At 49.6% G+C, this 24,396-nt stretch carries 20 protein-coding genes; 7 read left to right on the forward strand and 13 right to left on the reverse strand.

Annotated elements, in window-relative coordinates; translation table 11 throughout:
• Positions 1-40 precede the first annotated feature (40 nt).
• Positions 41-562: a photosystem I assembly protein Ycf3 gene (locus OXH18_RS11035; RefSeq protein WP_268612836.1), complete on the forward strand. Its 522-nt coding sequence runs from the start codon at positions 41-43 to the stop codon at positions 560-562.
• A gap of 90 nt (positions 563-652) precedes the next feature.
• Positions 653-958, forward strand: a complete 306-nt coding sequence (gene gatC / locus OXH18_RS11040; RefSeq protein WP_268612837.1) for an Asp-tRNA(Asn)/Glu-tRNA(Gln) amidotransferase subunit GatC — start codon at positions 653-655, stop codon at positions 956-958.
• A gap of 8 nt (positions 959-966) precedes the next feature.
• On the opposite strand, the gene OXH18_RS11045 is transcribed toward gatC, so the two are convergent.
• The 3 genes from OXH18_RS11045 to fraC all read right to left on the reverse strand — a co-directional run bounded on the left by OXH18_RS11045 (position 967) and on the right by fraC (position 3,624).
• Complete coding sequence (locus OXH18_RS11045; protein WP_268612838.1) at positions 967-1,788, reverse strand: ABC transporter permease; 822 nt, start codon at positions 1,786-1,788, stop codon at positions 967-969.
• A gap of 82 nt (positions 1,789-1,870) precedes the next feature.
• Positions 1,871-2,995, reverse strand: coding sequence for a DUF5357 family protein (locus tag OXH18_RS11050; protein WP_268612839.1), 1,125 nt, complete (start codon positions 2,993-2,995; stop codon positions 1,871-1,873).
• A complete protein-coding gene (gene fraC, locus OXH18_RS11055) occupies positions 2,992-3,624 on the reverse strand; it encodes a filament integrity protein FraC (RefSeq protein ID WP_268612840.1) in 633 nt (210 codons plus the stop codon). Before fraC ends, OXH18_RS11050 begins: the two co-directional genes overlap by 4 nt.
• Before the next feature lie 315 nt (positions 3,625-3,939).
• Between fraC and OXH18_RS11060 the strand changes: the two genes are divergently transcribed.
• A complete protein-coding gene (locus OXH18_RS11060; RefSeq protein ID WP_268612841.1) occupies positions 3,940-5,073 on the forward strand; it encodes a cob(I)yrinic acid a,c-diamide adenosyltransferase in 1,134 nt (377 codons plus the stop codon).
• Positions 5,074-5,135: 62 nt separating this feature from the next.
• Here the strand turns inward: OXH18_RS11060 and OXH18_RS11065 are convergent, their stop codons facing one another.
• The 7 genes from OXH18_RS11065 to OXH18_RS11095 all read right to left on the reverse strand — a co-directional run bounded on the left by OXH18_RS11065 (position 5,136) and on the right by OXH18_RS11095 (position 14,343).
• Positions 5,136-6,077, reverse strand: coding sequence for a glycosyltransferase family 2 protein (locus tag OXH18_RS11065; protein WP_268612842.1), 942 nt, complete (start codon positions 6,075-6,077; stop codon positions 5,136-5,138).
• A gap of 59 nt (positions 6,078-6,136) precedes the next feature.
• Positions 6,137-6,655, reverse strand: a complete 519-nt coding sequence (locus tag OXH18_RS11070; protein ID WP_268612843.1) for a hypothetical protein — start codon at positions 6,653-6,655, stop codon at positions 6,137-6,139.
• An 89-nt stretch (positions 6,656-6,744) separates the two neighbouring features.
• Positions 6,745-9,930, reverse strand: coding sequence for a valine--tRNA ligase (locus OXH18_RS11075; RefSeq protein ID WP_268612844.1), 3,186 nt, complete (start codon positions 9,928-9,930; stop codon positions 6,745-6,747).
• A 98-nt stretch (positions 9,931-10,028) separates the two neighbouring features.
• On the reverse strand, positions 10,029-10,283 hold the full coding sequence (locus OXH18_RS11080; RefSeq protein ID WP_268612845.1) for a hypothetical protein: 255 nt from the start codon (positions 10,281-10,283) through the stop codon (positions 10,029-10,031).
• 97 nt (positions 10,284-10,380) lie between these two features.
• Positions 10,381-11,388 carry a 50S ribosomal protein L11 methyltransferase gene (locus OXH18_RS11085; RefSeq protein WP_268612846.1) on the reverse strand — a complete coding sequence of 336 codons (1,008 nt, stop codon included), beginning with the start codon at positions 11,386-11,388 and terminating at the stop codon, positions 10,381-10,383.
• Between the two features lie 91 nt (positions 11,389-11,479).
• Positions 11,480-13,066 (reverse strand): M23 family metallopeptidase, encoded by a 1,587-nt coding sequence (locus tag OXH18_RS11090; RefSeq protein WP_268612847.1) that lies wholly within the window; start codon positions 13,064-13,066, stop codon positions 11,480-11,482.
• 284 nt (positions 13,067-13,350) lie between these two features.
• Positions 13,351-14,343, reverse strand: a complete 993-nt coding sequence (locus OXH18_RS11095) for a hypothetical protein (RefSeq protein ID WP_268612848.1) — start codon at positions 14,341-14,343, stop codon at positions 13,351-13,353.
• A gap of 326 nt (positions 14,344-14,669) precedes the next feature.
• Here OXH18_RS11095 and OXH18_RS11100 point away from each other — a divergent pair, with 326 nt between their 5' ends.
• Complete coding sequence (locus OXH18_RS11100; RefSeq protein ID WP_268612849.1) at positions 14,670-14,924, forward strand: hypothetical protein; 255 nt, start codon at positions 14,670-14,672, stop codon at positions 14,922-14,924.
• Between the two features lie 105 nt (positions 14,925-15,029).
• Here the strand turns inward: OXH18_RS11100 and OXH18_RS11105 are convergent, their stop codons facing one another.
• The 3 genes from OXH18_RS11105 to OXH18_RS11115 form a co-directional block, all read right to left on the reverse strand.
• Positions 15,030-15,626 (reverse strand): Crp/Fnr family transcriptional regulator, encoded by a 597-nt coding sequence (locus OXH18_RS11105; protein ID WP_268612850.1) that lies wholly within the window; start codon positions 15,624-15,626, stop codon positions 15,030-15,032.
• A gap of 569 nt (positions 15,627-16,195) precedes the next feature.
• Positions 16,196-17,605, reverse strand: coding sequence for an S-layer homology domain-containing protein (locus OXH18_RS11110; protein ID WP_268612851.1), 1,410 nt, complete (start codon positions 17,603-17,605; stop codon positions 16,196-16,198).
• A gap of 147 nt (positions 17,606-17,752) precedes the next feature.
• Positions 17,753-18,682 carry a tetratricopeptide repeat protein gene (locus tag OXH18_RS11115; protein ID WP_268612852.1) on the reverse strand — a complete coding sequence of 310 codons (930 nt, stop codon included), beginning with the start codon at positions 18,680-18,682 and terminating at the stop codon, positions 17,753-17,755.
• Positions 18,683-19,031: 349 nt separating this feature from the next.
• Between OXH18_RS11115 and OXH18_RS11120 the strand changes: the two genes are divergently transcribed.
• The 3 genes from OXH18_RS11120 (at position 19,032) to fumC (ending at position 24,328) form a co-directional block, all read left to right on the forward strand.
• Positions 19,032-21,953 (forward strand): tetratricopeptide repeat protein, encoded by a 2,922-nt coding sequence (locus OXH18_RS11120; RefSeq protein WP_268612853.1) that lies wholly within the window; start codon positions 19,032-19,034, stop codon positions 21,951-21,953.
• A gap of 224 nt (positions 21,954-22,177) precedes the next feature.
• Positions 22,178-22,792 carry a hypothetical protein gene (locus tag OXH18_RS11125; protein WP_268612854.1) on the forward strand — a complete coding sequence of 205 codons (615 nt, stop codon included), beginning with the start codon at positions 22,178-22,180 and terminating at the stop codon, positions 22,790-22,792.
• Between the two features lie 162 nt (positions 22,793-22,954).
• Positions 22,955-24,328: a class II fumarate hydratase gene (fumC, locus tag OXH18_RS11130; RefSeq protein ID WP_315874704.1), complete on the forward strand. Its 1,374-nt coding sequence runs from the start codon at positions 22,955-22,957 to the stop codon at positions 24,326-24,328.
• Positions 24,329-24,396: the final 68 nt, after the last annotated feature.

Consider the following 24,396-nt stretch of genomic DNA (forward strand, 5'->3'; position numbering starts at 1 on the left):
TTAACCCGATCGCGATTTTGATTAACCAGGAGACACCGCTATGCCCCGGTCACAGCGCAACGATAATTTTATTGATAAAACTTTTACAGTGATGGCAGACATTATTTTGAAGGTGCTGCCAGCCAACCAAACGGCGAAAGAAGCCTTTGCCTATTATCGAGATGGCATGTCGGCGCAGTCCGATGGAGAATACGCCGAAGCCTTGGCTAACTATGAAGAAGCGCTGAAGCTTGAGGAAGACTCCTACGATCGCAGCTTCATTTTGTATAATATGGGATTAATTCACGCTAGCAATGGTGAGCACGAACGGGCACTGGAACACTATCACCAAGCGCTGGAGTTGAACCCCAAAATGCCGCAAGCGTTGAATAATGTGGCAGTAATCTATCACTATTTAGCTGAACAAGCTCAAGAGGCTGGTAATAGCGAAGAGGCCGATCGGCTATTTGACAAAGCCGCAGACTATTGGCAACGGGCCATTCGTCTTGCTCCCAACAACTACATCGAGGCTCAAAACTGGCTCAAAACAACTGGGCGTGCAAACCTGGATGTTTATTTCTAAGATGGCTCTCACACTTGTCTCCTCGGTTTCACGTTGCTTCACGTCCGCTTCTGCGTTATTGTATATCGTTCTAGTTTTTTCAACTTCACTATGATCGATCGCGAACAAGTTCGAAAAGTGGCGCATTTGGCCCGATTGGAACTCACTCCTGACGAAGAGGAGATGTTTACTACTCAACTCAGCAGCATTCTGGAATATTTTGAACAACTGAGCGAATTAGACACCACCGACGTGCCGCCGACAGCCCGCGCTATTGATGTTAGCAATGTCACTCGGGCTGACGCACTGCACCCCTATGCCGATCGCGAGTCGATTTTAGCAAGCGCCCCAGAGCGCGAAACCACAATGGCGGGCGATTTTTTCAAAGTGCCTCAAATTATGGGGAGTGACGAATAAAAGCTATCCTAAAACTGCCGACGCGAGAAAATTCCAACCGTCAAGGTCAGCAACAAGAGGGTGTAGAGCAGCCCGTAGCCAGCATGACTCAAAAGTTCGGCAGGAGGTGGCAACATCTCCATGCCATAAACTGCCTGGTTTTTGAGATTTAACCGTGATAAATCAGGCAAGAGCAGAAACAGAACTTCTGTGATTTGGTGCAATTCAGCGTTATCAGTCAAAGCACCGATCGATAATAAGTCGCGACTGAGGTGCCCGACGCAATAGATAGCGATTGTTAGCATGGTTGCCAACAGTGAACTGGTCAACACACCAAACAACAGAGCAACTGCCGCAACTAATGCTAGTTCCAGGATTTGAAACAGGGCAGATAAGAGGACACTGGCGATCGAAACTGGAATTTGCTTTGCTGTCAAAATGCCTATATAAATGGCTGTCATCGCCAGTACTAACACAGCCAATACGGCGGTGAGGCCCCAATGTTTGCCTACAATGAATTCACTGCGGCTAACAGGTTTTGCAATCATCGCATAGACGGTTCGCTTTTCAATTTCTCGGTTAACTAACCCAGTGCCGACAAAGGCAGCAACCGCCAAGCCCAGCACCCCGATCGCCGCCAGACCCACATCTAAAATCATTTGCTCTTCTGCACTGGCCGCCACTTCCGGCAGCAACGCGACTGCCACTACCATCACTGTCGCAAAGAAAACCAGTAGATATAACGCGCGATCGCGAATCACCTCGCGAAATACATTGGCAGCAATGACACGGGTGCGATTGAGGTTCATGGTGGTTGAGGGATAGGGAGTCGAGAGTGTAGAGTTGATCATTCCTCCGTTCCTTTTATCTTTCCCCTTCTCTCCTTCCTGCTTTCATCCTTTGTTTTTCTGCTTTCTCTACTTACTTTCTTTACTACTCAATAATGTCATCGGGGTTGCGTTGAGGGTCACGCCGCCTGAAGGGAGAGGTGACGGGGTTACAGTTCATCACGTAAGCAGAGCCGGAGCCAACGGGGGCGTTAGGAGCAACGGCGAGGGGCGATCGCTGGATATAGCAAACTTTATTCAAAATATAGCCTTCAGGACGAGAGCTAGGGCCACTCCACACAGCTTGCAATTCCAGCACATCATCGGGGGGCACCTCTCCGGGTATGGCGTCTCTGAAGGAGGCATTCAGTCGCCAAAACAAACTTTCTTGTGCTCGGGGAGCATCTTCATAGACGGTCTCGATCGCTTCAGCTTCAAACCGTGCAATATCGGCTGGAATATCGCGTAACCGTCGCTGTACATCAATCCACGATCGACCGTTGAGATCCTGTCGAATCAGTTCTTCGGTAGTGTCTAGTAAGTCGATGCCACGAGAGTCGGGCGAATCATCAAAATCGAGATCGGGACCAACGCGGACAACGAAGGCACTGTTGCTGAAGTCATCGCCTCGCACTGTTGGATAGCGCGCCAGCAGGTTTTGCAGCAAGAAATGAAACTGAAACCAACAGCTAAACAGAAACCCCAAGAGCGTTAAAATCACCAGATCTTGCCGAACTTCAGCGTCTTTGGGAACTCGCAGTAGTGGTTCTAGCCCAGGATTGAGGATGCGCGGCAACCAGGCCACACCCACCGAAATAATCGGCCAACTGACTAAAGCCGTTGGAATATCGCGGATGAATAAACGATTGCTAAGCAGCGCCAGACAGATCAAGGCACCGGTAATCCAAGGACCAATGTTGATTTTTAGCTTTAAACCTGGAACTTGTGGTTTTTTCTTGTCATCTTTGTCGTCTAGGAAGAACCAATCTACACCAATGATTAGAAAAAACCAAGCATATAGTGTCACGAATTGGCGCAGCATGGGCGATCGAATCAAGAACTGCACCAGCCAGCCCAGCAAACTAAGGGATAAAGCGACCTGCCATGAGAACCAGCGAATCGATTGAATACTCTTAATTTGCTCGTTGCCACGTTTAGAAAGGCTAGATAGCCAGGTAGCCAGCAGGTCGATGAAAAAAAGTTTTTTGAGAAAATTGAAGAAACCTTTCACAGCAAGTTCAGAGTAGATTGGAATGCAAAGCGCAGAATCAAGAGAGCCGAAATAGCACTGAAGCTCCAAGCATTAGCCGACAAGACAGCCCTTGCCTGTGCGCGTCTGGACAATCGTTCGGAAGGAACTTTTTCTGGTGGTTCGACATAGCGCATATCTTGAATTACCCTTCGAGGTGAAGGATTGGTTTTGATAGGAGTTTCGGCAAGTTCTTCCGCAGTTTTTTTGTCTTCTTTTTTAGACCCTGCTTCTAGCAGCCATCTCAGCCCAATGAGACCGCTTTGTTTAATAGCAAAGCTGGCAAAAAACATGATCAGACTTAACAGAATTAGGGTTGTGGCTGTTTCGCTCGTCCACCGATCAAAGAAAATAAACTGCACCAGGTTCGTTTCAAACCGAGTCGTCCAGGCAGACGGCAAGGCTGTTGCAATTCCATAGAAAACGAAGAAGAATAGCCAACCCACAACAGTACAGAGGAGGTTAATGGAAGTAGCATACTGAATGCTCTGCTTCGGTGTAGGCGGAGGATCGAGCAAGCGATAGAGTACCGTGGCTTCGATCGCAATGGCAATCAACAAAAACACGCTTTGGTAGAGAACAGTCCGCAGGGGCAAGACATTGGAAACCATTCGGATTTTTCCTATCTAATCAAACTCACTCAAGACGCTGGCTGCAATCAATGGTTCTGTCAAACAACATTCAACGATCGCCGCTAAACGATCGCTGCTAAACCCTAAGGCTAGAGGAATAATGGAGATAATCTGTATGAATCATGCTATCGATAGGGGTAAGACACGATATAAAGGGTAACGTATAGAATCTAAACCGTAAAAGTCGTTTTATACTTTAGCTCTCAGCTAGGTAAACCTGACAATCGAGACGGATAGCCTTCCTTTGGTAACTGGTTGTTTACTCATAACTCGTTCACTCACAATCTTAGATCGATGACAAGAACTGGTGTTGGGATTCGGACTGCTCAAGCCCGCGCAGAGCGATTGATTGGTCAAATTCATGTCTATGATGGAGCCGGAAAAGGAAAGTCACAAGCGGCGTTGGGGGTGGTGTTGCGATCGATCGGTTTGGGCATTCATACTGGCTGCCAAACGCGGGTGTTATTGTTACGTTTTTTGAAGGGTCCAGGTCGCACTTATGATGAAGACGCAGCGATCGAAGCATTGCGGCGGGGTTTTCCGCACTTAATCGATCAGGTTCGCACCGGGCGTGCCGAGTTTTTTGGACCTGATGAAATCACTCGCTTTGACCGCATTGAAGCCCAGCGGGGTTGGGATGTGGCTAAGGGAGCAATCGCCTCTGGGTTGTACTCGGTGGTGGTGCTAGATGAATTGAATCCAGTGTTAGATTTAGGTTTACTACCTGTCGATGAAGTAGTGCAAACGCTGAAACACAAGCCCGATGAACTAGAAATTATTGCCACTGGACGGGGCGCACCACAGTCGCTCCTAGAAATTGCAGATTTGCATTCTGAGATGAAGCCACAGCACCACCCCCACGCCGTGGCTCATGGATTAGAGGGAATTGAAATCTATACCGGAGATGGCAAAGGTAAATCAACCAGCGCCTTAGGTAAAACCCTGCAAGCGATCGGTAAGGGCATTAGCCAGGATAAATCCCATCGGGTGTTAATTCTACAGTGGCTTAAGGGTGGTTCGGGTTACACCGAAGATGCAGCCATTGCAGCATTACGACAAAGCTACCCCAATTTGGTTGATCACCAGCGCTGTGGTCGAGATGCGATTGTCTGGCGGGGGCAACAGCAAGAATTAGATTATGTGGAGGCAGAACGAGGATGGGAGATTGCCCGGGCGGCGATCGCCTCTGGCATGTACAAAACTATCATGCTCGATGAACTCAACCCTACGGTCGATCTAGAGCTTTTGCCACAGGAACCAATCATTCAAGCCCTCTTGCGCAAACCCCGGGATACAGAGATTCTGATTACGGGACGCTGCAAGCATCCGCCTGCTTATTTTGATTTAGCCAGCACCCACTCTGAAGTCTATTGCCATAAACACTATGCCGAGAAAGGCATTCATCTCAAGCGAGGAGTCGATTTCTAGGTGAGCTAGGTTGATAGGTTCAAGGTGCAGTGATGGGCGCTGCTCTGATAGCTTTTGCCGCGTTAATTCGATCGCCGTAGGTCTGCTTGGGCCGCATAGACCCCTTGCACGTTGTACCAGTTGAGAAAAATCCGGGCAATTTCTAGGGCGAGTTGTGGTTTGCCGCGATCGATCAACCATTGCAGCAATGGAGCCATCGTGCGTTCGTTCAGCCGGCCGCCGGCCGAAAGCACACCCCACAGCAACCGATGCAGCCAGGTCATTTGGATCATCATCCGCACTTCCCAAGTAGGATGTTTTTGATAGAACAATACGCCCATGCGCCCCCGCTGAATTTCTTTGTCAATCAATCGAGGAATTTGCGCCAAGTTAAAGGGAGGATGCCAGTGATAGCCCACTGCCTCTGGGCATCTAATCAGCTTCAGCCCTAGTTGTTTGAGGCGAACCCCCAATTCCAGATCTTCCCAGCCGTAAAGTTGAAAGCGTGTATCGAACAATCCGGCTTGTTCTAGCCAATGCCGAGCGATCGCCACATTGCCCGTGGCAAAATAGGCAGCCGAAAAGTCGGTCAGCTTGAACGGTTCTGAGGTGGGGTCGGCAAAGTTGCAGGTGTTGATGACACTGCCATAGGTGAAGATACGATCGTGCCCTAGTTGTGCTTGTCCTTGTTGGAGAGCGTGGGCGTGGGCTTGCAAAAAACTGGGTGTGACCACGAGATCGCTATCGATGAACACGATCGTATCCCCCCGGGCTTGCGCTACACCCAGATTACGAGCCGCTGCCGGACCTTGATGATCTTGCTGAAATAGGCGTACATGGGGGAATTCAGCGTGATGTGAGTTTAGCCAATCGACCGTTTCGTCAGTTGAGCCATCGTCTACTACCACTACTTCGTAGCCTGTAATGCCCTCATTGGCACGAAACTGCTGAGCTTCTAACGCCTGCAAGCATTTCTCTAGAATGGGTTGGCGATTATAAGTAGGAATGACAATGCTGAAAAACACAGAGGGTTTGATGCGACATGAACACTATAGGGGTTTCAACAGTGTAACCTGCTCGTTGCCTATTCTTCGGGTGACGTTTCGGACCCATTAACGATCGTAGGGTTAGCAGCCAGTTCTGCCTTGGTTTGAGCATCCGCTTTCAGTTGCGCGGTGATGATATCTAGTGCCTGCTTTTCCTGCTTGAGGTTTTCTTCCAATTCCTGAATTTGATCCCGTCGAGCTTCTACCTCAAGGGCACGCCGTCCCAGTTCTTGGCTTTGTAGGGTCAATGACTGTCGCCATTGTTCTGCTCGCTGCACCTCTTCTTGCAAAATAGCAGGAGTAATTCCCAGGGTTAAGTATTGATCAACAATTTCCAAAATCCACTGAGTGGCACTATGAATATCTTGTACCTGTTTCGTGGGCGATAGATCGACTAAGAGCAACACACCCTCGTTGTAGTCATCCGATTCAATCCAAAGTTGGCTGTCTTCGTCTTCCAAAACAGCCCAGGTATACTCAGACTTTTGTTGGGCAAGTAACTGAATCAGTACTTTGCCCTCAGGATTTTTGTGCCTAACCTGAGCGAGGTGCAACATTGCAAGAGATTAATAAATCTTTGAGAGAAAGTATAGCGGTTAAGCTCTCCTTGGTGTGAGGGTTGTCCCTCCGCACCAAGTAAGACAGCCTATAGTGTGGCTAACTTCGCTCTCAAAATTTCTGATTGTGTTTCGGCTTCCGCCAAGGCATCCCTTGCACCCTGAACTACATCGGCTGGCGCTTTATCGACAAACTTGGAGTTGCTGAGTCGTTGAGAAAGCGCTTGAACCTCTGCTTCTACTTTAGCTAAATCTCTCTGTAGTTTAGATCGAAGTGCCTCCACATCGACAACTCCCGCTAGCGGAATTGCCACTTGTACCGTACCAACCACACCTACGATTTGTTGTTCACGCTGATTGGATGGATTGGGAGTATCAGAGGGAGCAAACCCGATCGCCTCTGTCGCTGTCCGAGTAGTAGGCGGCAACAAAGAGGTTGAAGATGAAGCGGCTAGCGCTTGACGTTGCCGGATTTGGTGCTGTAATTGCCCCAGGGTTTGGCTCAACTGTTGACGATCGGTGGCAAACAACAGGTGACGGCGGACAAACCAGAGCGTATAGCCAACGCCAATCAGTTTAAATAGGGACGGGATCAACAGCAGGTGATTAACGGTACCAACGATCGCAAGCAGAATTTTGGCGATGACCAAGATCCCGAACAGCAGGGCCAGCGTTATCCCAGCTTTGGTGTAAGTGCTGGATTGCATAGAGGCCGTTGCAGACACTGGGTACGCCTCCAGGGACTCCATTGTTGCAGGAGTCATGACCACCGATTCAGGGACAGGACCAGTGACAGTCATAGAGGCGGGCGGGGTTTCAGGCACGCTGATAGTCAAATGTTCAACTTTGGCCAGGTCTTGAATATACGATTGTCCAGCCGTAAGAATCTGACGCTCACGATCGTTCTCGGTTTGCAACGAGGCCTTGATTTTAGCTCCAGTTTTAATATCCGCTTCGGCTCGCAAATTGCGAATGGTGCGAATAGTGCCAATCAACAACTCGAAGTCTTGCTCTAGAGAGGGATCGATCAGGCTCTCATCGGCTTCAGGATAGGATTGTATAGCCAAGCACTCCGGACTTGCTTCATCTTTCTGAGTCAGCGTGTGCCATACTTCTTCGGTGATGTGCGGCATGAACGGGTGCAGTAACCGCAGCGTTCCCTCTAACACAAAAGCCAGCGTTTGCTGTGCCACTCGCCGTGAAGGAGAACCAGACGATTGCAGGCGCGATTTTGCCAGTTCAATGTACCAGTCGCAAAAATCACCCCAGATAAACTCATACAGCCCCTTCGCCGCTTCGCCCAACCCGTAATGATCGATATTGTCACGAGTTTGTTTGACCACTTGATGATAGCGCGACAAGATCCAGCGATCGGCCAGTTCCAACGCATCACGTTCGGGACTTCCTAGCTGTTCTGGAGTTTGCCCATCCAGGTTCATCATCACGAAGCGAGAGGCATTCCACAGCTTATTGGTGAAGTTGCGCGACGCTTCCACCGAGGCAGACTCCTCGGTTTTACGGTTGTACTCTAGGCGAATATCTTGCCCCGCCCCCACCACTTCTTTCACCAGCGTATAGCGCAGCGCATCTGTGCCATATTTGTTGATGAGCAGCAGCGGATCAATGCCGTTATTGGCCGATTTCGACATTTTCTTATTGTTTTCATCCCGCACCAGACCGTGAATATATACCGATTTGAACGGCATCTGTCCAGTGAAGTGGCCCGCCATCATTGTCATGCGCGCCACCCAGAAAAAGATAATGTCAAACCCCGTCACTAGCATGGTCGTGGGGTAGTAAAACTCCAGATCGCGGGTTTGTTCGGGCCAGCCCATCGTCGAGAACGGCCACAGCCCCGACGAGTACCAAGTGTCCAATACATCCGGGTCTTGCTGAAGCTGCACGGTTTCCCCAAATTGCGATCGAGCTTTTGCCCAGGCTTCGGTTTCATTGGCAGCCACAATAAATGGGGTATTATCAGTGACCTCACCATTTGTTTCACTGATGGCATACCAAGCTGGAATTTGATGCCCCCACCAAAGCTGGCGAGAAATGCACCAATCGCGCAGATTCACCAGCCAATCGCGGTACACCTTCGTCCAGCGTTCCGGCACAAACAACGGCTCCGCTCTGTTGTCGAGAAAATCCAGGGCCCGATCGGCCAGCGGACGAATTTTAACAAACCACTGGGTAGACAGCAGCGGCTCTACCGGAACTTTGCCCCGATCGCTGTAGGGAACCGAATGTTTGTAGGGTTCAATTTTGGCGACAAGTCCTTCCTCTTCCAGACGCTTGACCACATTGCGCCGTGCCTCAAACCGATCTTGCCCCTGGAATGGCCCTGCCTGTTCGTTCATTGTGCCGTCTTTGTTCATGATGGTGATGAACGGCAGATCGTGGCGCTTGCCCATCTCAAAATCATTGGGGTCGTGAGCCGGGGTCACCTTAACGCAACCCGTACCAAAGCTTGCATCTACATATTCGTCAGCAATGATAGGAATAGTGCGATCGACGATTGGCAGAGTCACCGTTTTGCCGATCAAATGTTGATAGCGATCGTCCTTGGGGTTCACCGCCACAGCCGTATCACCCAGCATCGTCTCCGGGCGCGTTGTTGCCACCTCCACAAACCCAGAACCATCAGTCAGCGGATAACGAAAATGCCACAAGCTCCCATCTACTTCTTTGGTTTCCACCTCCAAGTCTGACACTGCCGACTGACTAGCCGGACACCAGTTGACCAGGTAGTTGCCCCGATAGATTAAGCCTTCGTTGTAAAGCTGAATGAAGGAATGGATTACCGCCTTAGACAAGCCTTCATCCATCGTGAACCGTTCACGAGTCCAGTCCACCGATAACCCCAGCCGCCGCAACTGTCCAACAATCGTTCCGCCTGATTCTTCCTTCCACTGCCAAGCGCGAGATAAGTAGGCCTCGCGCCCCACATCCTGACGCTTCTTCCCCTGAGACTGAAGTTCTCGATCTAAGATAGTACTAACGGCAATGCTAGCGTGATCGGTACCTGGTAACCACAGCGTGTTGAGTCCTTTCATCCGGTGGTAGCGGACAAAGGCATCTATCAGCGAATGCTCGAAAGCGTGCCCCATGTGCAAGCTACCCGTGACGTTGGGCGGTGGAATCACGACGCAATAGGGTTCGCCACCGCGATCGGGATCGGCCTTGAATACCTGATGGGCTTCCCAGTAGCGTTGCCATTTAGCTTCGGTCAGTGAAGGGTCGTATTGACTTGCGAGGGTGGGGATGGTTGCCGTCATCTCAAGAACTTACAACAAACGAAACGATTGATTGGCTTCTTAAGGCTACCTAACATTTTGCCACGATGCACTAATCCCTCGCGAATTCATCTAAAGGTCTAAGATTCCCAAGAATCTTGATACGTTGATTGCAGCAGATTTTCTAGTTGCTCCTCTGAACAATATTCCACCAACGCTTCATAGACCTCCAGCAACTTAGCAGCCGTTTCGCCTAGCGTTGGACTCATGCCCCATACGTCTTGCACCCAATCCTGCGGGCGATCGTCATGAAAAATAAGGCGCTCTAGCAGTAGCTTGATTTCGTCTTTGGAAAGCGACACAGCAAACGCACAACTTGGCAACAGCAAGCTCATTATCTCATTAAATTTGCGGGGTTGGGGGGTAGAGTAATCGGGAGTCGGAAGTCGGAAGTCGAGGGTAGTACATAATCTATTTCCTACTCCCTACTCCCTATTCCCCACCACCCATGAGTCGAAATGCTAGCCCTACCCATTCGTCTTGCTGATCCCGATCGATCGGCTGAAATCCTACATCAGCCAGAGCCTCTACAACTTCTGGTTCATATTCAGTGGTGTATCCGGCAGTCAGCAACAGTCGGTGGGAACTGGTTGGTTGTAAGGCGTGTTGAAAGTCAGAGGCTAATTTAATGTGAATCCACGGCAGAATGTTGGCGATGATCAGATCGAATGCTCCGGCAGGCTCAACCGTAGACACCAGACCCGTCTCTCCGCCCATCCAATGCCCCAACTCACTGCCCTGCCCTAAACTGCCTTCCATGACAGCTACGGTTTGGTCAACGTGATTCAGCGAAACGGCGGCTTGGGTTGCCTGCACAGCCAAGCGATCGTTGTCGAGAGCTAATACTCGCGCCCCCAGTTTAGCCATTGCCACACTTAAAATGCCTGTACCAGAGCCAAGATCTAGCCCGTACATGTCCGGAATAACGTACCGCTCTAATAACCGCAAACTCACTCTTGTGGTGGGGTGAAGTCCGCTACCAAACGATCGGCTGTTTTTTAGAATCAGGGGGATGTCACTGGAATCTGGTTGATAGGTACTGCTTGGAGCCAAGATCACAAAGCGTTGCCCAATGCGATCGATGAAATGATGGAGCAACCGATCGGGACTATGGTGATGATCAGTGTCTGCCCAGCGTAAATCGGTTGCCAGTCCGGTGCGGTATAGCGGCAGCAGCAAATTTTCAATGCGATCGATATCGGCTTGGCTAGCGTGCTCAGATAGATTTAAATAGATTGTGAAAGCCCAGGTTGGTTGGCTATCTGAGACATCTTTTGAGACTTCTAGCGTCTCCTGCAAAACAGCAATTGGGCGATCGGGTTGATTCTCACTCTGGTAGGGCGTGACGGTAATCTCTCCGTCATACTCGATCGTGGACAGTAAGGTGCTGATCCAATCTACAGCTTCTGACGTTGCATCTAGACTCAATATCCATGTCATGCCATTTCCTCTCAGTGTGATTCACCCTAGAGGTTAAGCCTAACCGATGGCAGCATCAATTTGGGCGGGGCACGATTGGTAGTTGATTTACCTAACTAATTGGATTAACTGAAGATATTGAATTTGCTGGATGACTTTGATTTGCCGGATGATTTGCCGGAGTTTGATCGCTCGGTGCGATCGGCGTTTGTGCAGTTATCTGAATCTCGTTGAGAAACTTGCCTGAATATTGAAAGACTGGCAGCAGAGTTGGCTTAGTGCCAGCGTGTGCCGTTTGCGGAGATTGTAGCAGCCGAGCCAAGGCATACTCTAGGGTCGGGCCAGCGTCTACGACGATCCAGCCTTCCTGGGTCAGTTTGCGAAACTCAAAGTGCAAGTGAGGCCCAGTGGATAGCCCCGTACTGCCTACTCGTCCAATCACCTCTCCTTGCTTGACAGTCGTGCCAGGTTGCACAAAAAGTTCAGAGAGATGCGCATACAAGGTCTTTTCGGTGGCATTATTGTGATTCAATACCACCGTTAAACCATATCCGCCCAGAAAATCAGCAATTTCCACCTCTCCATCAAAAGCGGCTAACACTGGTGTGCCTTGAGGGGCGCCAATATCAGTTCCAGAGTGAAATCGAACTGTGCCCAGTACAGGATGAACCCGCCAACCGAAGGCCGAGGTGATAGCGGCTGGAATTGAAAGGGGAAACAACAAACTCACATTGCCGTTCCCTAACATTGCAGAAGGACGAGTGGATAAGTTGTAATAATTGCGAGCATTGCCGTTGGGTTGAATAGGCTGCATGCTATAGCTAAATCCGCTGTTATCAACGACGACTGTGTCCGGTGCGTTGAGCATTTGGTTAGTCACGGTGTCAGCCGTTTCACAAGCTGTATTAGGGGTAGGAGTAGTGGACTGTGTCGCTGTACATTGGGCAGCATTCTGTGGTGAAGTCACAGGCTGATTGTTGTTACCAAATGCGGCTTCTGCATCCTCGACCAGAGTGGGAGAAACTAGCTCTGCATTAGGCTTTTCGGCATCATCACCAGTAGCCGTTGTGGAGGTTGTCGGATCTTTCGCTTGATTATCTGCGGTTTGATTATCTGCGGCCGCTTGTTGAAACCGTTTGATTTCAGCATTGGTTAAGGGATCAATGGGACTACTAGGTCTAAACGTTTGACCAGCATTGGGCTGCTGAAATTTCCTGAGTAGTTCTGCTTCGTTCACTATTTGTTCAAACAATGGAGATGTTGCTGACGTCTGCTCCGTATTGTGCTTGTTATTCTGCTCGGTGGTTTGGGGTGCAGCAGCCGTGGTTGTGGGCGTAGGAGACGGGGAAACATTGGGCGCGATCGGAGTAGAATTTGGCGTAGCTGTAGCAGAACTGGCGTCTGTTGGAGGCGTTAGCGCTTCAGGAATGATCACCTGTGGCATGGGAGCCAGCGCCACAGCGGTTTCAGCTTGAACAGGGGCAACATGACTGACCCAGGTAGGTTCAACGGGAATCGACTCGACGGGTGCGATCGGCTCAACTAATGTTGTTTCTGCAACGATATCTTCGGCAGCAGTTGCTTCGGCTAATGGGGAAACCGTCGATTCGATCGCACTGGCAGTTGCAAGAGTTTGACTGGTCAAGTCTTTGGCAATTAAAGCCGCGAGCGTATAAAAAACAGCAGTGGAGACACGCATGATAACCGTTAGGGGCTGAGGAAGCAAGTTCGTTTACAGGTTACGTCTAAGGGTGGATGTAATCAGGATGACTTTTGAAGTCACACTGTCTGTTGAAAGAATGCCCCATAGCAGAGAAATTCCTATCAACTTCATTATTAAAAAATGGGTTTAAGCCTGAATTGACAACGTATGACTGTAAGTGCGTTGTTTAGTATTAGCCAGATCAATCTTGGAGAAATATTTTGCAAAAGTTTATGACAACGGTGATGTTAACTCGTCACACTTGAGAGCATGAATATACATCATGCTGGTGTTGCCGCAGTGTTGATAGTGATTGAAACAGGTGGTGGATTGATCGGTTGTGGTGAAATAATTGATTGAATGGCGGTCGATCGAATGGTATGTTGAATCCGATCGGCTACTTTCTTGCTACGCCAATAGCTGCTGTGAGCATTACCACCATTAATTAGCGCCCAGAATGAATGCCGCACTTGCTTAGCAAAGAACTCTAGCAAGCCAGATCCATCAACGAGTTCATCTGTAATTTCAAGTATTGGGGTTTGCATCAAGCGAGACACGGTTTTTTCCAGTGGCCAGGCGATCGGATCACCAGGATGGGCAAAATTACACCAGGTTAGTTTTTGATCAGGTCCGTAAGTATTTTCTAATAATGTTTTGAGTCCTGTAGTGATATCGAGCGGACTTTCCGGTTTCACAGTGTGAATGAGATTGAAAATGGGAATCGGAGATCCCATCGTATGAATGCTAGCCAACCGCATTCCTTGATTGGGATGGTCGCCAATGCCAAAAAACAAATCACGAAACTCTTGAACGGCACTATGCCCCGGTAGCGCTTCTTCAACTGCCCAGCGCTTTGAAAACAACATATCGAACAGAATTACTGTGCCCCAACTATGGGTGACAAGATGTAAATAATCCCCTAGTTGATAGGATTGCAACTCTTCTAACGCTTGTTGGGCTAATTGTTCCACCGCTAGTGAGCCAACATGACGACTGATATACAGGGCCGCATCCCCTGAAAACCGTAACAGCTTATCCTGACGAAAGTGCTTAAACCAAAAGTGTGACCATTGCGGCGAGGCTTCTACGTCTTGGCGCAGTTCTGCTAAAAAACCTTCAACAATATTAGACCAATACAGCGGAATGAACCTGACTTGAGGAATGGGTTCACTTGTTTGGTTCAAGGCTTGGTGAATGCGATCGATCAACGTTTGGGCGTAATCATGTTTGCGAACATTCACACCATGAATAAATAAAATATGGTGAGTGGGCATACTTCTAGCACCTAACGTTCTACTGCTATTCAAGGGGCAGCGCCACAGTAATGACAGCACCCTCAAGGGTACTCTTCATAAGAGATAGGGGATTTCCAGGACATTTAAGCCAGCTTTGTCGTTTCTTAATCCGGCTTCAGCCTTTCTTTGTAAACAATTTTTTGCAAGCATAAATCGCTGCAAAAATTAAAGGATTTTCGATTTCTTCCCTAGTTTTTCTCGACTGATCAATACTGTAGAAATTAACAACTCAAGCGTTCAGCAGTAACGCATCACAACCTAATTGAGTTTACGCAATTTTCGCTATCCATGAAGGAGCTACAAGAATGAAACGTTTATTCTTTATCGTTTTATCTCTGATCACAGTATCTGCTACGGCCACCTCTTCGGCCTTGGCTTTGGGTCAATCGTTTGAAGACGCAAGAGATCAAGTGATTAATCGTTTGGACAATCGATTTGATAGTGCACGCGATCAAGTAGTGAACCGTCTAGACGATCGATTTGATAGTGCTCGTGATCAAGTGATTAATCGTTTGGACAATCGGTTTGAAGAGGCAGTCGATCGCAACCGTAACCTCTAGCCTATCTAGTAGTTCGTCCAGTCATGCATATGATTAGGAAAGGTTGATTAGTTAAACTGTGGAGTAACCTTTTACCATCACGGACAAAGCGTTACTCCACAATTTCTACACATCGTTGGTTGAGCAGCAGCGACAACTTGAACCTCGGAGTAAAACCAGACCCTGACCAGAACAATCAATGATTCCTTCCCGTTCAAATAGACCCATCAATCGAGTAATAGTTACTCTTGTAGTTCCAATCACATCCGCCAAATCTTGGTGAGTCAGGCGAATCTCGATCTGTCGTCCTCGATCGCTTTCGCGTCCAAATCGTCTAGCCAGCCATTCCAGCAACTGAAAAAGACGTTGCTGCACTTGCCCATTGCGGATTCGCAGCAGTTCTTCCATCTGTTGAATATGGGACAGCAATACATGGGTCAACGATTGACATTGCTCGGGGACAATTGCGATTGCTTTCACATCGGTCAAGCACTCAATTTGATAGGGTTGAATTCTAGAAATTAATGGCCCGACTACATCTTGCGCCCCCCAAAATCCCAATGGAACAATGGAGCCATCTTCTGTCAATGTCAGCGTGCGAACTGCGCCAGATTCAATCTGCCATAACATTTTTTCATGGGAAGGCAAACAGTCGCGTCGTTTGAACACTTGCAAAGACGCAGTACCGGATGGAGAACATTCCAGTGTTAAGTGGCTCATCATGATAGATACAAGAAAGATTGGACTTGGAACTAGAACATTGAAATTAGCTGAAGAGACTAAGTTACAACAGATTGTTGTCGGCGTTGACCAAGTGAATCGCTACGGTCGTCCAAGTTGGGCATTTCATGTCGGCACTTCAAGCAGTACCAGTACACTCCACTGGGGCGGATATGTCGAAGCAAGTTTCCAGAGCAACAAGGACAATCTGGCATCATCGTCTATCACTACGTTGGAGTGGAATGGTTGATTTGACAAACCGATCGGTGTGCATAACGTTGCACAGCACGGTTACGGTTTGCACTCCATGAACAGCATATCGAAGTTAGCAGCTTATTGCAAATTTATTGCAACAACAAACAAATGGTTATCATTGTTCATCGGCGCTATTGGCCAGTATTTCATGTGTGTCATCGGCTTCAAGCTCTAGGGCGGTAGGTTAGTGTTACCCTCATTAAAACGAGTTGATGCCCTTGATTATTGCATCGAGTAAGAAACCAGATGAATAGTTTGGGCGATCGGGTAAAAATGGGGGTTGAGAAATAAGGCCGCTATCAGGTAAGGGGTAGCCATTAGCCACCTTGTTGTCCCGGTTGCAACACATCCCGAGCCGAAAGTCCGTCTCCTTGAGATCCAAAAAACCAAAGTACAGCAGCAGCTTCGGCACGTGTCACAGGTTTATCTGGTTGAAATAGAGTAGTATAGCCAAAGGCGCGGCGGATGTTGGACAAATCGCTATTTTGAAAATCCGCTAGGATGGCTCGCAGTGCCCTCGGGTCAATTTGTGCAGTGTCTTGAAAACCCCAAGTTTGTTGAACGGCTTCAATCGTAGCGTTTGGCAGGGCCTTGCGAAGATCGACAGGCACTTTCCACAGCATCAGTTCCTCCCGCGTTAGGGGTGCATCGGGTCGAAATGTCACTGCTGTTGCATCCCCCGACAGCGAACTTGGGATCAATCCAGCATTTGCCAACCCTTGAATTTCGCCAAAATCTGGATCGGACACAGGCACATCTTGAAAGGCGGGTTGATCGCTGCTTACTCCCAACCGAATGCGCCGAGCGGGTTGATTGGCGTAAATCAAATTGTTTGCCGTCACTAACCAACGGGCATATTCGCGTCGAGTGATGGTGGTATTGGGAGAAAACTCGGTGGTACTGCCCGTTGCCTGCACGCGCAGCGCTCCTAATTTTGCCAGATCAGCAATGTAGGGTTGCAGTTCAGTGGGAGCTTGATTCAGATCGGTGAACTCCGGAGCCGTGAGTGTGCTGGAAGGTGAGCCACTGGCAGAGCGGTTATTCTCGCCCCGTTGAGTTTGTTCATTAGGTACGGACGTTCCCTCACCAGACTCAGCCGGTGAAACCTGTGCCGTTGTTTGGTTATTGATGAATTGATAGTCGATCGTAAACTCAGTCGTATTTTCAGCAGTAGTTTCGGTTGAATTTACGTCTGGGTCGATCGCCACCGTTACCCGCAGTCCATCGCGTTCTGCCACGATCGGAGCGGAGATAGAGGTTGCACTAGACCCCGCAACGGTCGTAGACGCATTCGGAGAGGCCGTCGGAGCAGGCGTTGTCGTGTTGTTTGGTTCTTCAGAGGAGCGATCGAGTTGCCAACCATCTCGATTAAAAGCATCGCGGTAAAATTGTGCAATCTCCTCAGCCGGATCTGGTGTTGCCCACCGCGTGCGAGTCACCCCGGTCGCACCGCTGGACAAATCTGCCACCTCCGCCTGGGTAACTGACAACAATTCAGCATTGGTATAGCGCGGAATCTCGGCTGGAAAATCTGCTGGCAGCGCTGTCACGGCATCATTCTCTGCCGCAGCGGTCGAGCCAGGCGTCCCAAACACAGATCCATTTTCCAGGCTAGGATCACCAGCCAGCGATCGTTCCAAGTTACTGGCCCAGGGGCTGTTCGCACAAGCGGGCAACAGGAAGCCAATAGCCATCAAGACAAGAATCGACTTTTTAGCAAACACCACGGCCTCAGTCCAGTTGAAGAAAATATAAGCTACTTTCTACGCTAGCGCACCGCTGGAAGAAAGGATAAAGGATAAGGGAAGTCGTAGGTTATGGGTAGGGGGGTAACTGAGTCTCTCCTCGCTTCCTCACTCCTCAACGCCGAACTCTTACTGCGGAGTCGGTTGTTCGACTGGAGCCGTTGGAGCCGCATCTTGGCTAGAGGGGGGAGGGGGAGAAAGAGGGGATTGATTTAACCGAGCCAGAGTCTCTCGAATACGTGGCTGCGAGAGAAACGTTTCCGCTTCAGACAGCAATTGCTCACCCCAGAGGTTATCTTCGAGGAATTGCAAATCGCCATAGCGGGCGTCCGTTCGCAGTGCCGCCTCTCCTTGTGCCAACCCTTCTTCGGTCTGACCTTGACTGTAGAGAACAACCGCGATCGCCATCTGTGGCTCTGCTTGTGTATTGTCGATTGCTAGCGCTTCCTGCCAGCGTTCGAGCGCGCCAGCCACATCTCCTTGTTCGTATAACACCAAGCCAATGTTGTTAACAGCCGGCCAAAATTGCGGATCGAGGTCCATAGCCTTTTGATATTCAGCAATGGCCTTGTCGTATTGTTCTAGCTTATAGAAGGCGTTCCCTAAATCAAACAAAGCACCCACGTTATCGGGCTTCAGCCGCAAGCCTGCCTGAATATACTGCACGGCCGAGTCATAGTTTCCCTTTTGAAAATAAGCCGTCCCCAGTGCAAACAACACCGCTGAATTGCTGCGATCGAGCGATCGAGCTTTTAACAAGGCTTCAATAGCAGGATCGGTTTCGCCTAGCTGTAGCTGCAAACTCCCCAACAAGGCCCACACGTCAGCATTATCAGGCAGTAACTGAGAGGCAAGCTGTGCTCTTGTGAGCGCCAATCCATATTGCTGGAACTGAGCTAACTGTGCCGCTTCTTGGGCTAGGCTCAATCCCTGTTGTTCCAACTGCTCAGCGTCTAACTGGGGGAGGTAGGGAACCAACGCTTGAGCATTGACCGGTTGAGTCAGGCTCCACAGGCTAGTCGCTATTAAAAGGAAAAGGAAAGAAGTTCGCTTGGGCACAGTCCTTTACCAACAACAAATACGGGGTTTCCTCAGCTAGCTTAAATCATTTGCATTCTATCGTTGCAAAAATCTTTGGAATTCAGCGGAATTCCGATCGTTTGATTTCTATCTAAGTGACTGTGTCGCTTGTGTTGCAATTCTAGCTAGAAGGAAGCTTTCGTTATCTACCAATGTGTACCTGTCAACTTCAGTGTAAAACCTGGCTTCACTTCCTCAAGCGCTGGAATTTTGTTTACCCTTGATAAGATAGGCGATCGCGGTCTATCTGGTAGTCTTATGCCTGTAGCCTCAGCCTACGGGTTAGAACGATTCGTCTAAATTCCATCAGTAAATTGGGGAGATCCTGATGAAGCGCAACAAGCTGGAAGTCTTCTCGTGGTTCCAAAGCAGTCTTTTGCTGTCTGTGTTGTTGGGGATAGCCAGCATTGAAGCCCCCCCAACGTTCGCGATTGAGCCAAATCCGGGAACTGAGCAAACCGGGGCGCAAACGCTGATTGCGCAAACGGGATCACCCAGCGGTGCTTTGTCTCCAGCAGAACAAGAAGAATTGGCCCGGCTGCGGGAATTAAACCGAACCACCACCTTGTTTAACATCATGCTGGGCGTGCTGGGCTTGTTGCTGCTGACGGCGATTGTAGGACTCTATTTGCTGCGGCGATCGGTGATTCGAGAAGTGACGGCAATTGTACAGGCTCACTTGAAGGAACTTGGCAACCTAGAAGGTGAAATTGTTCATGCCAAAGCAGAAGTGAAAAAGCTGCTTCAGGAGTATGAAGATTACGCGGCTGAACTGGGAGATGATGCCGATCGGTTTCAGCAAGACATCGAGGCAAACCGCGAGAATTTGGCGCAACTGGTGACAGACATTGCCAAGCGCAAACAAGACACGGCGATAGAACTAGAAACGCAACTGACGGCAGCTAAGCAACGGCTAGATACGTTGGAATCAGAGTTTACTGCCAAACTTTCGGAACTGCGTCTGCTGACAGAAACGCGCCAAGCTGAAACGCTGCAAACCTTAGCGGATTCAGAAGCGGTGTTTTACGATCGCCTCACGGAACTACAAACCAGCACACAACAGCAGAAAGAGCAAACCTTCGATCGGCTCCAGCAACTTGAAGCAGAACTATCTCCCTATCTTGCTGAATTGCAGCAAGCTGCCCAAACCGAGCTTCAGCAGCATCAACAGACAATTGGGGAACAGTTTAGACGCCTCGAAGCAGAATTTGATACACAGTTGACCCAATTCCGCACCGAGGCCAATCGTAAGCGCGAGGAGGTATTTGAAGGGCTAGAGCGGCTACGGGTGGAACTGACGGCGCAGTTGGCGCAGTTGCAACTAGATGTGCATACCCAACAGGACAGTGTACGTCAGAGCCTCGATCAACTATCGGCTGAGTTTGCCACAGGACGATCGGAGTTGCGATCGGACGTACAAGCCCAAAAGGATGCAATACGGCGCGATTTGGAACTGCTGGGAACAGAGTTTGCCGCTAAGCGCGACGAGTTGCAAACCACGACGCAAACGCAACGCGAGCAGGTGCGCCGCCATTTAGAGCAGCTAGAGAGCGAGTTTTCCATGCGGCTGTCGCAACTACAATCGGATACCCAACGGCAGCGGGAAGCTATTCAGCAAAACTTAAATCGCCTAGACGGAGAATTCGCCAGACAGCAAGCCGAGTTACAAGCCGCCGCTCAAGCGAAAAAAGCGCAACTAATTCGCCTACTGGAACAGTTAGAGAGCGAGTGTGCTCTGCAAAAATCGAACTTCCAAGTTGATGCCAAGGCCAAGCAAGAGGAACTGCGACAAGCGTTGGATCAAATTGAGGCAGATTTTGCGAACCAACGATCGGAGTTGCAGATGAATGTGCAAACCAAACAAGAAGACTTGCGGCAAATCCTTCAGCAATTAGAAGATGAAGTGGAATCGCAGCGGGTGGAACTGCAAGTGGCAGCCAGAGAACGGCGCGATCAACTGCTGAAGAACCTGGAGCGATCGGAAAGCGAGTTAGTTCATCAATTCTCGACGCTCAAGTCAGATATCCAAGCTCAGCGCGACAAGATTCGCCAAAACCTCGAGAAGCTAGAGGCACGATTTACTGCACAACTAACTGATTTGCAAGCAGAAGTTGAAGGTGAAAAAACGGCGATCGTCGAAAACCTGCGGCAACTGCAATCCGACGTCGCTGCTCAGCTTGCCGCGTTGCAAACCGAAGCCCAAGGGCAGAAGGACGAAATCCTCAAGCACCTATCAGAAGTCTCGCCTCAATACATTGCCGATACGTTTGTCAGGGATGTGCAGCAGCGTTTAGAAACCCTGATGCAGCAAATGGAGATCCTGAAGTCCAGTCAGCCGGAGTTGTTCATGACGCCGGATGATTACATACGACAGGGGGATATGCTATTTGCTCAAGGGCAATACGACGCGGCGATCGCCCAGTTTGACAAAGCGTTGGCTGCGTCCCCCGATCAGGTTCAAGTGTGGATTAGCCGAGGGCTGGCGTTAGAGGAACTGAAACGCTATGACGAAGCAGTGTCAACCTACGATCGGGCCCTGAAACTGCAACCGTTAAACGGTACGGTTTGGTATCATCAAGGGCTTGTGCTGAAGGAACTCCGACAATACGATGCAGCGTTAGCAGCCTTCGATCGCGCCGTAGACTATCAACCAGATGACGCCAAAGCTTGGCTGAATCGCGGCATTACGTTAGGGCGGTTGAAACGCTATGAAGAGGCCCTAACGGCTCTCGACAAAGCACTGGAATTGAAACCCGATTACCCCGAGGCATGGGTCAATAAAGGGGTGATGCTAGGGTCGCTGCAACGTTCGGAAGAGGCATTTACAGCTTTCGATCGGGCCGCACAAGCTGAACCAGGCAATGCCGTAGCTTGGCTGAACCGGGGTCTGTCACTGATTGAACTGAACCGCTATTCAGAAGCGGTCGAATCCTTAGAGAAAGCCACTGATCTCAATCCAGATTCTCATAAAGCCTGGGATAGTCGCGGCTATGCGTTGATTCAGTCCGGACGCGACAAAGAGGCGATCGCCAGCTTCAACCGTGCTATCAAAATCAAACCGGATTATGCCAGCGCCTACTACAACAAAGCCACCTGCTATGCAATCCAGGGCGAAGCCGATTTAGCTCTGGAAAATTTGGAAAAAGCGATCGAATTAAATCCTCGCTATAGCCGCGAAGCCAAAGGTGATCCAACGTTTAAGGAACTATCGCGGGACACTTGGTTTCGTGAACTGACGGATGGACGATGATAGGGAGTTGGGGGTCGGGAGTCGGGAGTCGGCGTTAACAATCGCCTTGGGACTAGTCTACGGTTATATGCTTGGCTGGATTGGCTGTACTGCGCCGTTGAGAGCTAGTTTTAATGGCTGCGCTTCTACAGAAACTATAGACAGAAACTATAGACAGAAACTATAGAAGGCTAACTCAACGGTCTGGGGGTGGACGGAGTGGACGGTTGCAATTACCAACTTCAATGTTTTGGCGGCAATGGATGATCGTGGGCTTGGTAGCTGGGGCGATCGCTGGCATTCTGCTGCTGGTGATCTGGATGGCACTGCCTTTGTTTCGGCTGACTGTTCCTAATTGGACAAGTTGGTTCTACAACAATCCGCAAGACGACGGAGTAGTTACTAGCGGGTCAGTGCAATTTTTCATATTCATGACTCCAGTACAGTTTGCCGTGTTCATGTTCAGCTTCATTATGCCCGGTGGGCTTTATGGCTTGTGTCAAAGCTTTGTTTGCTGGTTGACTCTGCAAGAACAGACACCTAGGCTACGACGATCGCTACAAGCTCATTTTGTGGCAACGCTGGTTGGGACAATTGTGCTGGGTGTGCTTTTGTTTGGGTTAATTGTCATCGGGCTAGCGGGTTTTCTCCGCAATTTAGGGCTACTAGACTGGCAAATTTTGGTGCTTTGTGTCTTGATCGCTGGTGGGGTTGGCGGCATTGCCCAAGCGATCGTGCAGCGGTTCTTGCTCAACACCACCACGCAAGGCGGTTATTGGCAATGGATCGTTCCGTTGGGTCTGTTGGGACATGTCAGCGGCGGGATTGTGGGACTCATTGCCGTACTTCTAATTCCGTAGCAGAACCACGCCTCGGAATTTGATAGAAATCTGATAATTTAAATGAATTTCTGCTCTCTACCGTTTTCAGCAAGTGCTCAAGGAGCGTGACGGATGCAATCTCCCCTCGATTCTGACTTTGATTCTGGTACGGCGGATTTGGGGGCAACCCTGGGAGCCACCATGCGCACCGAAACTGACAGCATGGGAGCCATCGATGTTCCAGCCGATCGCTACTGGGGAGCGCAAACCCAACGATCGCTGCGTTACTTCGCAATTGGGAGCGATCTCATGCCCAGAGAAATGATTCGAGCCATTGGCATCCTCAAAAAAGCGGCGGCAATTGTCAATCAGCAGTTAGGAAAATTACCAGTTGAAATAAGTGATCTGATTGTGCAGGCGGCCAATGAGGTAATTGACGGCAAATTAGACGATCACTTTCCCCTGCGCATTTGGCAAACAGGCAGCGGTACTCAAACCAACATGAATGCCAATGAGGTAATTGCCAATCGAGCAATCGAATTAGCAGGCGGGGTGCTGGGCAGCAAAGATCCGGTGCACCCTAATGATCACGTCAACATGTCGCAATCCTCCAACGATACCTTTCCCACAGCGATGCACATTGCGGCGATCGAGGAAATTCATCACCAGCTATTGCCCAGAGTAGAGGCGTTGAAACAGGCACTGGCTGCTAAGCAACATGCCTTTGCCTCCATCATCAAAATTGGCCGCACTCATTTGATGGATGCCGTACCGCTAACGTTGGGGCAAGAATTTTCTGCCTACGTTTCGCAGCTAGAGAAAGACATTGACCGCATTCAAGCGACATTGCCCGATTTGTACGAATTGGCGATCGGGGGCACAGCGGTGGGCACGGGACTGAATACCCACCCGGAGTTTGCCGAGCGAGTGGCCCAGGAAATTGCGGATCTGACTGGATTACCATTTGTCACCGCTCCTAACAAATTCGCTGCATTAGCCGCCCACGATGCAATTGCCATGACCAGTGGAGCCTTGAAAACATTAGCAGGGTCATTAATGAAAATTGCCAACGATCTGCGTTGGATGGGGTCAGGCCCACGCTGCGGCTTAGGAGAACTGCTGTTGCCTGCTAATGAACCCGGCTCGTCGATTATGCCCGGCAAGGTCAATCCCACCCAGTGTGAAGCAATGACGATGGTATGTGTACAGGTGTTGGGCAACGATACGGCGATCGGCATTGCCGCCACTCAAGGCAACTTTGAGTTGAACGTATTCAAACCGCTGATGATTTTCAATTTGCTGAACTCAATTCGGCTCTTAGCTGATGCTTGCGCCACGTTCACGGATTATTTGGTGGTCGGAATTCAGCCCAATCTTCAGCAAATTCAGTCCTTTTTAACCAACTCTCTGATGTTAGTAACGGCGCTCAATCCTCACATCGGCTATGACAATGCTGCCCAAGTAGCTAAAAAAGCCTATGCCGAACATAAAACCCTGCGGGAAGCGTGTGTGGAACTGGGTTTCTTAAGCGGAGAAGACTTCGATCGGCTGGTGCGACCTGAAGAAATGATTTAGCTTGCACAGTAAATTTTGGCAACTGCGTGTAAATATCCCGGAGAACGCTACGATAGGTTGGAAGTTAC

Source organism: Thermocoleostomius sinensis A174, assembly GCF_026802175.1.
Classification (GTDB): Bacteria; Cyanobacteriota; Cyanobacteriia; order Elainellales; family Elainellaceae; genus Thermocoleostomius; species Thermocoleostomius sinensis.